The 13,871-nt window shown below is 64.9% G+C and carries 11 protein-coding genes; 8 read left to right on the top strand and 3 right to left on the bottom strand.

Translation table 11 applies throughout. From position 1 onward, the window contains the following. Positions 1–89 precede the first annotated feature (89 nt). Positions 90–323, bottom strand: coding sequence for a hypothetical protein (locus QXZ94_RS03315; protein WP_172112067.1), 234 nt, complete (start codon positions 321–323; stop codon positions 90–92). 482 nt (positions 324–805) lie between these two features. Between QXZ94_RS03315 and QXZ94_RS03310 the strand changes: the two genes are divergently transcribed. Next, positions 806–1,300 (top strand): hypothetical protein, encoded by a 495-nt coding sequence (locus QXZ94_RS03310; protein WP_172112066.1) that lies wholly within the window; start codon positions 806–808, stop codon positions 1,298–1,300. A gap of 235 nt (positions 1,301–1,535) precedes the next feature. Here the strand turns inward: QXZ94_RS03310 and QXZ94_RS03305 are convergent, their stop codons facing one another. Next, complete coding sequence (locus QXZ94_RS03305) at positions 1,536–3,893, bottom strand: efflux RND transporter permease subunit (RefSeq protein WP_315719224.1); 2,358 nt, start codon at positions 3,891–3,893, stop codon at positions 1,536–1,538. Positions 3,894–4,286: 393 nt separating this feature from the next. Next, positions 4,287–5,873: a B12-binding domain-containing radical SAM protein gene (locus tag QXZ94_RS03300; protein ID WP_315719223.1), complete on the bottom strand. Its 1,587-nt coding sequence runs from the start codon at positions 5,871–5,873 to the stop codon at positions 4,287–4,289. 437 nt (positions 5,874–6,310) lie between these two features. Between QXZ94_RS03300 and QXZ94_RS03295 the strand changes: the two genes are divergently transcribed. The 7 genes from QXZ94_RS03295 (at position 6,311) to nhaD (ending at position 13,864) form a co-directional block, all read left to right on the top strand. Continuing rightward, complete coding sequence (locus QXZ94_RS03295; RefSeq protein WP_315719222.1) at positions 6,311–8,047, top strand: methyl-accepting chemotaxis protein; 1,737 nt, start codon at positions 6,311–6,313, stop codon at positions 8,045–8,047. A 106-nt stretch (positions 8,048–8,153) separates the two neighbouring features. Continuing rightward, the gene (gene folE / locus QXZ94_RS03290) at positions 8,154–8,774 is read left to right on the top strand and encodes a GTP cyclohydrolase I FolE (RefSeq protein ID WP_315719221.1); all 621 of its coding nucleotides are present in this window, start codon (positions 8,154–8,156) and stop codon (positions 8,772–8,774) included. A 205-nt stretch (positions 8,775–8,979) separates the two neighbouring features. Continuing rightward, complete coding sequence (locus QXZ94_RS03285) at positions 8,980–9,525, top strand: sigma-70 family RNA polymerase sigma factor (RefSeq protein WP_315726065.1); 546 nt, start codon at positions 8,980–8,982, stop codon at positions 9,523–9,525. Then, positions 9,522–10,172, top strand: a complete 651-nt coding sequence (locus tag QXZ94_RS03280; RefSeq protein ID WP_315719220.1) for a ChrR family anti-sigma-E factor — start codon at positions 9,522–9,524, stop codon at positions 10,170–10,172. Before QXZ94_RS03285 ends, QXZ94_RS03280 begins: the two co-directional genes overlap by 4 nt. Positions 10,173–10,330: 158 nt before the next feature. Beyond that, positions 10,331–10,933 (top strand): sigma-70 family RNA polymerase sigma factor, encoded by a 603-nt coding sequence (locus QXZ94_RS03275; RefSeq protein WP_315719219.1) that lies wholly within the window; start codon positions 10,331–10,333, stop codon positions 10,931–10,933. A gap of 8 nt (positions 10,934–10,941) precedes the next feature. Further along, on the top strand, positions 10,942–12,468 hold the full coding sequence (locus QXZ94_RS03270; RefSeq protein ID WP_315719218.1) for a cryptochrome/photolyase family protein: 1,527 nt from the start codon (positions 10,942–10,944) through the stop codon (positions 12,466–12,468). Positions 12,469–12,580: 112 nt separating this feature from the next. Beyond that, the gene (gene nhaD, locus QXZ94_RS03265; protein WP_315719217.1) at positions 12,581–13,864 is read left to right on the top strand and encodes a sodium:proton antiporter NhaD; all 1,284 of its coding nucleotides are present in this window, start codon (positions 12,581–12,583) and stop codon (positions 13,862–13,864) included. Positions 13,865–13,871: the final 7 nt, after the last annotated feature.

The following is a 13,871-nucleotide window of genomic DNA, read 5'->3' as shown; positions in this document are numbered from 1 at the left end:
TACGGCCCGGCCGCCGCTTCCCCTGACGGGGCAAGCCGGCGGCCGTTAACCAAAACAGCTCGGAAGCAACGGCTCCGAACGGCAACCGCTTACTGGTTGTGGGTCTTCAGCACCTTGTCGCAATCCGCGCTGATCTTGGAGCGGTTCTCCTTCAGGCACGCCAGGATGGTGAAGTCACCCTGATCGATCACAGCACGGCAGAACTTCTGAACGTCACGCGTGCACGCCGCCTGCTCCTCGGCAGTCCCACGCGCGCCTTGCGCGAAGGCCCCGGTGGAAACGGTCAGCGACAGCAGGGAAAGTGCCAGGAAAATCTTACGCATCGTGTTCCTTCATTTTGACAGCAGAGGTCACCTCCCGGATCGCCGTCGCTGCCCGGGAAAAACCTGTTTGGTTTGGCAAGGACCGCAAGCCCCCCAGCGCCGGAGGTACGCTGCCAAATGCGGCCAAATTCGCGCCCTATGGTCCGAGCAGTTCAAGCTCGGCCATCACAGCTTTGGCACAAACAAGGCGTTGATACTAGGGCATTATTCTGAGGCCGCGTTTTTCGCATTTGGCTGTTGCAAGCATGCCGCGGCCACCGTTAGATGCGGCGGCCGCCGGGGGCTGCGGTTGCAGCGGTTTTGCGACGAAAGGCCTTTGGCCCGACCCATCGCACCTGCGGGCAGGCGTGTTGACATCATGGCATCCGGTCGCACCGCCCGACCGGCCGTCATTTGAACCTAACCTTCGGCGAGAACACCAAAGTGTTCGAAGCGGCGTCACACGCCGGCACAACGGTGTCATTTTGGATGGGAAACTCGATATGAAACTGTTCGGCTCACCTTTCTCCGGGCGCCTCGTCAGGGCCGCCGGTCTCGGCGCAGCGCTGGTCATCTCGGCGACGGCCGTCCATGCGCAGTCAGGCCCGTTCGCCGGCTTCGACGGATCGTGGTCGGGCAACGGCACGGTCGCGCTGTCCGACGGCACCACCGAGCGCATCCGCTGCAAAGCCAGCTACAAGGTAGCCGGCGCCAATCTGAAGCAGAGTCTGCAATGCGCCAGCGACAGCTACAAGTTCCTGCTGTCCAGCGACGTCACCAGCCAGGGTGACCGCATCTCGGGAAATTGGAGCGAATCGAGCCGCAACGTGAACGGCGAACTGCAGGGCACCGCCGGCAACGGCCAGATCGACGTGTTCGTTCAGGCCGCCGGTTTCGCCGCCAGCATCACCCTGAAGACCAGCGGCAACAAGCAGGTCGTGCAGATCTCCTCGAAGGGCGAGATCCGCGGCGTCAACATCACGATGTCGAAGACCTGAGCCGCTTTATCAGCAGCTGAATACGCCAACGGCCCTGACGATGTCAGGGCCGTTTTGTTTTGCGTGCCTGCGTAGCAATCAGTCGCCGATCCCATCTCCGCTGTCATCGCCCGGCTTGACCGGGCGATCCAGTATTCCAGAGGCGGTTGTGATAGGGCCGATTGGCTGCGGCGTACTGGATCGCCCGGTCAAGCCGGGCGATGACAGTTGTGTGTGGAGCCCACAGCCTGCCCTCTCACACCGGCTTGCGCTTCAGCTTCTGCGACAGGTTGATCAGGAACATCGCCGTCGGGCGGAGGATGAAAAGATCCGCGAACAGCGCAGCCACCATCGAGAACGCGCTCAGCCAGCCGAACAGCCGCAGCGACGGCAGGTCCGAGAACACGGTGACGACGAGGCCGCAGGCCAGCACCACCGTGGTGAGGATCAGCGCCGGACCGACCAGCACGGTGGCGCGCTCCACCGCGACGGCCGCGCTCACGCCCGGCGCGCTCTCCATCCGCAGACGGTTGAGGAAGTGAATGGTCGCCGACAGGCCGAGGCCGAAGGAGACCGTCAGCGCGACGACGCTGGCGAATTGCAGCCCCTCCCCCATCGCCCATAGCAGCGTTCCTGACATCACGACCGGGAAGATCCCCGGCAGGATACAGGCGAGCATCACCACCCAGGACCGGAAGGCGAGACCGATGAACATCGCCACCAGGGCGAACTCGATGGTGAGCCCGTGGTTCAGCTTCTGGATCATGCTGGCGGAGTTGCGCGCGGCGATCGCGGCAAGACCGGTGACCGCGACCTCATAGCCGGGGTGCTTCTTGCGCACCGCGTCGAGCTCGTGATCGAGCTTGTCGACCACCGGCAGCAGCTGGCTGGAATCGAGGTCCGGCACGCGGCCGGCAACGACCACGGCGTCCTGCTCCTTGTCGATGAAGCGGCGCACCAGATGCTCGGGGATCAGGTTGACGTATTCCTGCAGGGTCGCGGTATCCGACGAGCCGGCCTTCTCTGCCAGCCAGCGCCGGAGCGTTTCCACCGACCACACGTTGCCGACGCCCGCCGTCTTCTCGACCGTGGCGTGAACGTCGGCGATCGTCTGCAACGTCTCCGGCGAATACAGGGAGGCGCCCTTGGGGAATTGGATCAGCACGTTGACCGGGTTGGCGCCGGTCAGCTTGGCGTCGAGACGATTGCTCGCCGCTACGGCCTGCTGCTTGTCCGGCACTTGGTCGGCAAGACGGTAGCGCGGCTCCAGGCTCGCATAGACCACCGCCAGACCGCCGACGAACACCACCGCGATCAGGCTGAACAGGCCGGGGCGGCCGACCATGCGCACCGCGATCCAGTAGCAGAAATTGCGCAGCGCCTGGACGCCGGCATCGGCACCCTGGAATTTGACCGCGAACGTCTTTTCGTTGCGCACCAGCAGCACGCCGAACACCGGCACCAGCGACAGCACCGCCAGCAGCGCGATGATGGTGGCGGCGAGCCCCGCCTCGCCGAACTTCCGGATCAGGTCGCTGTCGGAGAACTGCAGGGCGATGAAGGAAATGCCGGCGGTGGCGTGGGTCAGCACGCAGGCGGGGCCGACGACCAGCACGGCGTTCTTGAATGCCGTCACCTTGTCCTGCCCCGCAATCAGGCGGTCGCGCGCCGCGAAGGTGAGCTGCATCGAGTCGGAGAAGCTGATGACCATGATGAGCGGCGTCATCACGTTCAGGAACATGTTGAGGTTGAAATTGGCCCAGCCGAGCGCGCCGAGCGCGAGCAGGATCGCGATCAGGGGCGGAAACGCCGCCGCGATCATGAAGGAGACCTTGCGGAAGAAGATGATGGCAATGATGCAGCCGGCGAGAATGCCGAGCACGTTGTAGGTCAGCCCGTCGCGCTCGACCGCGTTGCGGATCTCGAGCTGCATGACCGGCACGCCGGACAGCTGCACATTGAGCCCGGTACTGGCGAGGTCATCGGCCATCAGCTTTCTGATCTCGCCGACCACCTTGCCGAGGTCGTTCGAGGCGACCACCTTCGGCTCCAGCGACAACACGATCAAAGCGAGCGTCCCGTCTTCCGACAACAGCTTGCCGCGGATGATCTCGTTGGATTTCACCGTCTCGATGAACTTGTCATAGGCCTCGCCCTCGGGGAGATCCGACGGGAAGAGCGCGGCCGGAAGCTTGCCGGGCGCCGGCGCCTGGCGGGCCGAGAACAGCGAAACCAGTCCGCGCGTCCCCTCGACCAGTTGCAGGTCGGTCACGAAGTCGCGGAGCTTCTCGAGGTTGGGCCGGGCGAGCAGGGTCTTGCCTTCGACCACGACGAGGACGTCGAACTCCTCGGCCGGGAACTTCTTCGTGACCTCCTCGTACTGATGGAATTCCTTGCTGTCGGAGCGGAACAGCTGGCTGAGCGAATCGTCGATCTGGATGCGCTTGATGCCGAAGACCGCGGCCACGATCAGGACCAGGAGGACGATGCAGGAAAGGATCGGCACCTTGACTGCGAGCAGGCCGACGCGCTCGATCCCAAAGGCGATGCTGTCGGCCGGCCGGTGCTCGACCTTCTCGACATGGACTTCGTTGTCGTGCCTGACTTCCAGCATACGGGGTCCAGTGGGTTACGGCGTGGCCCAATTCGGGAGGCCTGAGCGCATAGGGCAGAAATAAGGCCGCTCGGCGAAGCAGAGATGACCGCATTGTGGCCCGCAGCCGAAGCTAATCCTTGAAAACACGCAGAAATTTGTCGGAGCCGGGTCTAGCAGGGTTCACACCCCGGCCGCAACCATGCGCGGCCACACAACACGGCGAGCCAGCATCTGCCGCCGATCACGCCACGATTCTGCCGCGCTTGAAAAGACCTCGTGCGCGCGCCGTCGTCGCAAGTCCCAGGCGGATGCCTGACTTGCTCACTCAATCGGGGTCAAACGTCACACGCTGCCTAGCACTGCCGCAGGCAGCCGCGCCAACCGGGCTTCCTCCGGCCGGCGGGGTGATCGTCACCCCGCCGGAACGGCCGCCTCGCGCAGCCGGATCGAGTAGTTCGACGCGTTCTGATGGCCACGCGAGGCGGCGCGCGCGAACATGATCAGATGGTGCGCGATCATGGCCACCGCGATGAAGTTCTCGACATTGCCCCGGCTCAGCTGGCCCCAGGCGAAGCGCCAGAATGGCCGCCTGTAGTCGCCGAGCACGCCGACCTTCCAGATGATCTTCCCCAGCATCACGAGCCCGCGCTTGATGTTCGGCCAGCTCTTCATCTCGTCGCTGACCGGGACCTTGATGCGGTTGGCATAGGTATGGTCGCATTGATGCTGGTAGCGCGCATAGAGCCGCTCCGGCTCATAGGCCACGTCCATGCAACGCCGCCACGCCGCAACCACCTCGTCATACGGCATCAGGAATTTGACGTTCGAATCGCGGCCGTCGTCATGAACGAGCCTCGCCTCGCGCTCGAGGCGATCCCACAGCGGCGTCTTCGGGAGCGCCTGCAGCAGATTGATGGTGAGCAGCGGAATCCGGCTTTCCTCGACGAATTGCAGCAGCGCATCCGCCGTCTGCGGCGTATCCGTGTCCAGTCCCATGATGATGCCGGAGACGACCTCCATGCCGTAGCTGTTGATGGTCCTGATCCCCTCCAGGATCGGCACCATCATGTTGTGGTCCTTCTGCATCGCCGTCAGCGCGTCCGGATCGGGCGTCTCGATGCCGCAGAAGATGGTGATGAAATAGGCCTCGCGCATCTTCTCCAGGATCTCCGGACGCTTGGCGATGTTGAGCGTCGCCTCGCAGGCGAGCCGCATCACATAGCCGGTGCGCTTCTGCCATTCGATCAGATGCGGCAGCAGCTCCATCGTGGCCTTGCGGTTGCCGATGAAGTTGTCGTCGACGAAATAGACCGAGCCGGTGACGCCGCATTCCCGGAGCTTGTCGAGCTCGGCGATGATCTGCTGCGGCGTCTTGATGCGCGGGTTGCGGCCGTAAAGGCCGGGGATGTCGCAGAACTCGCACTGATAGGGACAGCCGCTGGAATATTGGATGCTGCCCAGGAAGTACTTGCTGACCTCGGCCAGCTCGTAGGCCGGCACCGGGAAGTCGGTCATCGCAACGCGCTCTCCGGTGCGCAGCACGATCTGGCTCGCAGGCCGCGAGACGTCCTCGGCCAGGCGCGCGATGAGCGCATCGGTCGCATCGCCGAGCTCGCCGACATGCAGGTAGTCGAAGTCGGGATAGTAGTCCGGACAGGCACTCACCGACGGACCGCCGAGCGCGACCGGCAGATCGAACTCATGCGCCCGCCGGCAGATGTCGTTCATCTGTTGGCGCTGGATGTGCATGCCGCTGACGAACACCGCTTCCGCCCAGTCAAAGTCCTCAGGCTGCGCGGGGCGGATGTTCTCGTCGATGAAGCGCACCTCCCAGGAGCTGGGCAGATAGGCGGCGATCAGCAACAGCCCCTGCGGCGGCATGAAGGCCTGGATACCGTCCGTGAGCGGATAGGCGTGCTCGAAGGTTCCGAACGAGGAGGTGTAGCGCGGAAACACACAAAGGATGCGGCGCTTGGTTTCGATGCGTGCGAATCTCATCGATTGTCCTCGCAACAAACTGTTATCCCGTTACCTTACGGCGACAGACGCAGCTTCGCCACCCCTTCCGGAAAAGTTGAGCCGCAGCCACGCCTTGCGTCGAGGCCGGTCGGCGCAAATGCCGGCGGCGTTGCAAAGTTCCACGCGGCTCCACGGGCGATCGAGAGCCTGGAGGTTCTCGCCACGCACCAGTTGCAATGCGTTTGCAAGGTAACGGAACACTGGAAGACGGCATCCGCCCTCCGTAGTCGAACGGATGCGGCAGGGCCCAACCGCGCTGCGAAGCACCTACTAATCGATTGAAATATCAGACGAAGTACGCGGGGGTTGCATCATACTGACAGCGTCCACTTAACGCTTTTTCCATGAAGCTTTTGCATAACTACTAATCATCAAGCGTTCCGGCGTTGTTGCCAAACCCTGCGGTATTCGCTCTCATGACCCCACGTCCGACGTCGACGAAGACGGCCACGCGCCAGTCCATCGCTGTCAAGCTCTACGCCATCTTCGCGTTGTTTGCCCTGCTGACCGCTGCGATCACCTGGCTGTCCGACTACAATTCGCGGCGGGCCACGGAGCTCATCAAAGCCATCGAGACGGCCAATCTCGCCGCTCACAACGTTCAGCTGGTCAACGGACTCGTCTACGCCGTCGTCATGGAGTCGCGCGGCGTCTATATGTCGACGGACCCGGCCGTCGTGAAGCAATACGGCAACGGCCTGCTCAAGTTCAATGCCGAGATTCTGAAGGTCGTCGACAAATGGAAGGCGATCGTCCAGGCCGACGACGCCCAGCAATTCGCAACCTTCAAGAAGCGGATCGAGCAGTTCGTCGAATTCCGCGCCGAACTGGTGCGCCGTGCCAATGAAATCAGCCCGGCTGCGGGACGCGAGTGGGGCGACAACGACGCCAATCGCTCGGTGCGCAAGGCGCTCAACACGGACCTCGAAGCGCTGTCCAAGGTCTATGTCGAGCGCGGAACAAAGATCGCCGAGGAAACGGCGCTGAACAACAAGCTCTCGCTCATGCTGACCGGACTCGGCGGCTTGATGTTGATTCTGGTCGCAGCCGGCGTGGTGATCATCGCCCGTTTGATCGCTCGGCCGCTGTCGCAGATCACCGATACGATCCGCCGCGTCGCCACCGGCGCCGAGAACGTCGAGGTGCCCTATGCCGGGCGCGGCGACGAGGTCGGCGAGTTGGCCCGCGCCATCGGCGTGTTCCAGCAGGCAATGGCCCATAACCGCGACCTCAATGTCCAGGTCTCGCAGGACTCCGAAATCCGCGAAGCCCGTGCCCGCCACATCGAAAGCGCCGTCGAGGAGTTTCGGACGGCCATCGGCGGCGTCATGCGGACCGTCACCGAGAACGCCGCGGCGATGCGCAGCACCGCCGAGGCCATCACGCGGCTGACCGCCAACGCCAACGAGCGGGCGGACACCGCGGCCGGCGCCACCTCGCAAGCGTCGACCAACGTCTCCGCCGTCGCCAGCGCGGCCGAGGAGCTTTCAGCCTCGGTCGAGGAGATCGGCCGGCAGATCCGGCAGTCGGCCGGCGCCGTCGAGCAGACCGGCCAGCGCACCGAGAAGTCGATCACCGAGATCGAAGGCCTCGCCGCCGCCACCCAGCGCATCGACGGCGTGCTGACGCTGATCCAGACCATCGCCGAGCAGACCAACCTTCTCGCCCTGAACGCGACCATCGAAGCCGCGCGCGCAGGCGAGGCCGGCCGCGGCTTTGCGGTGGTCGCCCACGAGGTGAAGGCGCTGGCCGGACAAACCGCCAAGGCGACCGAGGAGATCAGCCAGAACGTCGGCCTGATCCAGGCCTCGACCAAGACCGCGGTCGATGCCGTTCGCGAGATCGGCCAGGCGGTGCGCGGCATCAACGAGATCACCTCCAACATCTCCAACGCCATCCAGCAGCAGGATCAGGCGACCCGGGAGATCTCGGCCAACGCGCAATCCACCGCCCATGGCAACCAGACGCTGGTCATGAACATCGGCTCGCTGCGCGACGCGATCGGCGAGACCTCGACCGCCGCCTCCTCCGTTCTGTCGGCCTCCGGCGACCTCAACTCGACCGCACAGACGCTCGCCCACGAGGTCGAGAAGTTCTTCCAGAACCTGCGCTCGGGTCCCTCCGGGCAAGAGGGTCTGCGCAAGGCCGGTTGATCGGCGGGCGACCGCGGCGGCCAAGGCCGCAGCGCCGCCCGCGATCGACGCCGCGGGGTGATCCAGTCGGGAACGGGAACCGTTTCCTGATTTTCGGAGAGCCCCCGTGCGCAACACAGCCAAGAAACTCCCCTTCGCCTGCGACCCGGTCCCCGTCACCCAGGATGACGTCGAGGACGCCATCCGCACCATCCTGACCTGGATCGGTGAGGACCCGTCGCGCGAAGGTCTCTCCGAGACGCCGGCCCGCGTCGCCCGCGCCTACAAGAGCTACTTCGCCGGCTACGACCAGAACCCGGAAGATTACCTGCGCAAGACGTTCGAGGAGACTGCAGGCTACGACGAGATGGTGCTGCTGCGGAACATCCCGTTCCAGAGCCATTGCGAGCACCACATGGCGCCGATCATCGGCCGAGCCTGGGTGGGCTACGTCCCGCACAGCCGCGTCGTCGGCATCTCCAAGCTCGCCCGCGTCGTCGAGGCTTATGCCAGCCGGCTGCAGATCCAGGAGCGCATGACGGCGGAGATCGCCAACATCATCGACGAGGTGCTGCAGCCGCAGGGCGTGGCCGTCGTCATCAAGGCCGCGCATCACTGCATCAGCTCCCGCGGGGTCAAGAAGCACGGGGTCGACCTCACCACCAGCCGCATGCTCGGCTGCTTCCGCACCGATCCGATGAGCCGGCAGGAGTTCCTGGCGATGGTCAATTCCGACCTGAAGGATTGAGGTCGCGAAAAATGAGCCCCCGCCTGTGATCCAGCCCGCCATCGCCGGCGTTTTTCGGCATGGACGATATTTGCCGGGAACCATGACCACGCGATTGAGAGCGGCTAGATTAGCGCCATGGAACGTGGCATCGTCCCGGCAGAGACTTGCGCGGGCATCCGGAGCCCGTTCTCGGGTGAATGCGAGCAGAGGGCCTAAGGCGACTGTGGACTGGGCGGATTTGATCGGACGCGTCGCCGCGCGCGGCGACCGCGAGGCGTTCAAGGCCCTCTTCGCGCATTTCGCGCCGCGCATCAAAGGCTTCCTGATCAAGACCGGCAGCAATGCTGACGATGCCGAGGAAATCGCCCAATCCACGATGGTGGCGGTCTGGACCAAGGCGGCCCAGTTCGATCCCTCGACGGCGGGTGTTGCAGCCTGGATCTTCACCATCGCGCGCAACCAGCGCATCGATGCCGCCCGCAAGTCGATCCGTGAGGGGCGTCTGAGCAAGGAGGTCGTCCTCGACGAGGAGGCCGATCCGACGCTCGCCGCCGACCAGATCATGTCGCGTGTCGAGGATGCCACACGGGTGGCCGCGGCGATCGAAAGATTGTCGGTGGAGCAATCCACCGTGATCCGCTTGTCGTTCATCGAGGAGCGACCGCATTCGGAAATCGCGGCAGTGCTCGGCCTGCCGCTCGGTACGGTAAAATCACGAATCAGACTGGCGATGAATCGCCTGAGAGACCTGTTGGACGACGCGACATGACGATCAGCCATCACCCGCCGGAAGACCTGCTGGCCGACTTCGCCACGGGGACGCTCGATGAGGCCGAGCGTCTCGTCGTCGGCGTCCACGTCGCCGGCTGCGGCCGCTGCCGTCGCTTCGTGCGCGCCGTCGAGCAGCTGGCCGGCGCCTCGCTCGATCAGGCCGAGCCGGTCGCGATGGGCGCGGACGCTTTCGACGCCATCATGGCGCGCATCGACCGGCGCCCGCAGGACGCCCCTGTTGTCAGCGAGGTGGCCGAGATCGACCCGGAGCTCGCCGACCTGCCCGAGATGGTCAAGCGCTGCAAGATCGGCAAGCGCCGGCGCGTCGCGCCGGGCATCAGCATGCGCCCGATCATGCTCTCCGGCGCCGGCAGGTCGCGCGCCTTCCTGCTGCGCTCGGAGCCCGGCGCGCGGATGCTGGAGCATACGCATTCCGGCAATGAGCTGACCTGCGTGTTGAAGGGAAGCTTCAGTCATCTCGGCGGCTATTACGGTCCCGGCGATTTCGACTATGGCGACGACGAGGTCGATCATCGTCCCGTGGTCGGCGACGAGGGCCCCTGCCTGTGCCTCGTGGCCATGACCGGCGATCTGCGCATGCACGGCCTGCTCGGCCGCCTGATCAGCCCGTTCGTTCGGCTCTAAGCATCTCGGCACGTCATTGCGGTCGGGTGCAGCCATCCCGAGACACCCATCCGCTGGATGATTTGCCACTTGCCTCGCCGCGAGGACGACCGCACGCTGGCGGTGATCCGCATCCGACTCTGACCCGTTTCCGCTCACAGAGCGCACGGAGGAGAATGATGCGATCAGCACGCGCGGATCAGAAGTCTTACGTCACGCATCTCAGCAGCCTGCTGGCCCGCGCCGGACGCAATGATGAGCAAGCCTTCGCCGAACTCCATGCTGCAACGGTCGTGAAGATGCGGAAGACGGTCCGCGTCCTGCTGCCGTCGACGGCCGATCTCGATGACATCCTGCAGGACGGCTATCTCAAGATCTGGCGTCACGCGGCAAGCTTCGATCCGGCGCGCGCGTCGCCCATCACCTGGATGTGCACGATCATGCGCAACACCGCCATCGACGCGCTGCGTACGACCGGCATTCCGACATCGGAGCTCGACGAAGCGCTGGCGATCCCTGATCCCGCCGACCGCGCCGCCGACGACGAGTTCGACTACGCACAGGCGGAGCCGATCGCCCGCGAGGCGCTCGAGCGGCTACCGGAGGAGCGCCGGCAACTGCTGGCGCTCGCCTATCTCGAGGGCGAAAGCCGGACGCGGCTGTCGGAGCGCTTTGGCGTGCCGGTCGGCACGATCAAGACCTGGCTGCATCGCAGCCTGGCCGCAGTGCGCAAGGACTGCGCCGGCCACGCCCACAACACCGTCACGGCTGCGGCGGCGTGATTAATCGCATGGCTCGCACACGTCAGGTCAGACATCTCGTCGTCGTGCTGGGCGACCAGCTCGACGCCGATTCGGCTGCATTCGACGGCTTCGATCCGGAGCAGGATGCCGTGCTGCAGATGGAGGTCACCGACGAGGCGACCTATGTCCCGCAGCACAAGATGCGCATCGCCTTCTTCTTCGCGGCCATGCGCCACTTCCGTGCCGATCTCGAGAGCCGCGGCCGCGTCGTCCACTACGTGCGGCTCGACGATCCCGCCAACACCGGCGCGCTCGACAGCGAGGTCGCGCGTCATCAGGCCGCGCTGCAGCCGCAGGCCACGATCGTGCTCGAGCCCGGCGACTGGCGCGTGCGCGAGGGCTTGCGCAAGCTGCCGCAGCAACTCGAATTCCGCGCCGACCGTCACTTTCTATGCACGGCGGACGAATTCGACGCCTTCACCGAGCGCCATCCCCGCCCGATCATGGAGACGTTCTATCGCGCGATGCGGCGCAAGACCGGTCTTCTGCTCGACGAGAGCGGGCGGCCGGTCGGCGGCAGCTGGAATTTCGACGCCGAGAACCGCAAGGGATTCGGCAAGTCGCGTCCGCCGATTCCGGCCGCGCGGTCCTACGCGCCCGACGCCATCACGCGAGATGTGCTCAAGCTGGTGTCGGCACGCTTCTCCAACAGCCCCGGCAAGCTGGACCGCTTCGACCTTCCGGTGTCGCGCGTCGATGCACTGACCGAGCTGTCGGATTTCGTCGCCTGGCGGCTGTCGCTGTTCGGCACCTATCAGGACGCGATGCTGACCGACGAGCCCTTCCTGTATCATTCGCGGCTGTCGGGGGCGCTGAACCTGCACATGCTCGATCCGCGCGAGGTGGTCCAGGCCGCGCTCGCGAACCGCAACGCGCCGCTGAACGCGCTGGAGGGCTTCGTGCGCCAGATCATCGGCTGGCGCGAATTCGTGCGCGGCATCTATTGGCAGCGCATGCCTGACTACGCCGACGAGAACGCGCTCGACGCCAATCTGCCGATGCCGCGCTTCTATTGGACCGGGGAGACCGAGATGCGCTGCCTGGCGCAGGCGATCGGCCACACCATCGATCACGCCTACGCCCATCACATCGAGCGGCTGATGGTGCTGGGCCTGTTCGCGATGCTGCTCGGCGTGCGCCCCTATGAGGTGCATCAGTGGCACATGTCGATGTTCCATGACGCCATCGACTGGGTGTCGCTGCCCAACACGCTCGGCATGAGCCAGCATGGCGACGGCGGCGTGGTCGGCACCAAGCCCTATGCGGCGTCGGGCCACTACATCGACCGCATGAGCGACCATTGTCGCAACTGCCGCTACGACCCCAAGCAGGCGACCGGCGACAGGGCCTGCCCGTTCACGACGCTGTATTGGAGCTTCCTCGCCAAGCACCGCCGCCGCTTCGCCAACAACGGCCGGATGCGCAACCAGTACGTCAATCTGGAGCGCCGCAGCGCCGCGGAAATCCGCGCCATCCGCAGCCACGCGGACACCATCGCCGCCGCGATGCTGTGATCCGCCCCTTCCCGCCCCAAACAACGCTCACGGCTTGCTGGAGGGCGGGCGATCGGTCATATCTTGGGCAGTTCCTTCCTGCCCCGCCGATCCAGCCCGGAATGTCCCGCAAATGACCGCCGCCATCGTCGCCGTCTTCACGCTCGCCTATGCCGTGGTGGCGCTCGAACATCCGTTCCGGATCAACAAGGCAGCGACCGCCCTGGTCGGGGCCGGGCTGATGTGGACCATCTATGCCGTCATGGGCGCCACGGCTCCGGCCGTGGCGGCCGAGCTCAACGAGTCCGTAGCCTCGACCGCGCAGATCGTCTTCTTCCTGATCGGCGCCATGACCATCGTCGAGGTCATCGATGCCCATAACGGCTTCGAGGTCGTGACCTCGCTGATCGGCACCCGCAACCAGGTCACCCTGGTCTGGCTGGTGGGCTTCGTCACCTTCTTCCTCAGCGCCATGCTCGACAATCTCACCACCGCGATCGTGATGGTCTCGCTGATGAAGAAGCTGTCCGGCCGCGACGAGGACCGGCTGGTGTTCGCCGCGATCATCGTGATCGCCGCCAATGCCGGCGGCGCCTGGTCGGCAATCGGCGACGTCACGACGACCATGCTGTGGATCGGCGGCCAGATCACGCCGCTTGCGATCATGAAATCCGTCTTCATCCCGTCGCTGCTGAATCTCGTTGTGCCGCTCGCCGTCGTCGGCTTCACCCTGCGCGGCAAGCAGCTCGTGCCGCCGGCAAGCGCAGGCCTTGCCTCGATCAGCCCGATCCTGCCGTTCGAGCGCAATCTGATGTTCTTCATGGGCCTCGGCATCCTGGTCGCGGTGCCGGTCTTCAAGGCGGTGACACATCTGCCGCCGTTCATGGGCATCCTGTTCGGCCTCGGCCTGTTGTGGATGGTCGGCGAGATCATCCATCGCGAGAAGGCCTCCGAGCAGAAGCAGCGCCTGACGCTCGTCCACGCGCTGACCCGCATCGACATGCCCTCGATCGTGTTCTTCATCGGCATTCTGCTGGCCGTTGCGGCGCTCGAGCACACCCACATCCTGCAGGCGCTGGCGCAATGGCTCGACCGCACCGTCGGCCGGCTCGACCTCATCGTGATCGTTCTCGGGCTTGCCAGCGCCGTGATCGACAACGTGCCGCTGGTGGCCGCCTCGATGGGCATGTACAGCCTGAGCCAGTTTCCACCGGACAGCTTCCTGTGGGAGTTCGTCGCCTATTGCGCCGGCACCGGCGGCTCGATCCTGATCATCGGCTCGGCGGCAGGCGTCGCTGCGATGGGGCTCGAGAACATCCACTTCTTCTGGTACGTGCGCCGCATCAGCGGCATCGCACTGCTCGGCTATTTCGCCGGTGCCGCGGCGTATATCGTCCAGTACAATCTGCTGCATTGAGCGGATT

Origin of the sequence: Bradyrhizobium sp. SZCCHNS2022 (assembly GCF_032377575.1) — a bacterium.
Classification (GTDB): domain Bacteria; phylum Pseudomonadota; class Alphaproteobacteria; order Rhizobiales; family Xanthobacteraceae; genus Bradyrhizobium; species Bradyrhizobium aeschynomenes.
The sequence above is the reverse complement of the archived record's forward strand: the minus strand, read 5'-3'. Positions and strand labels throughout refer to the sequence as shown.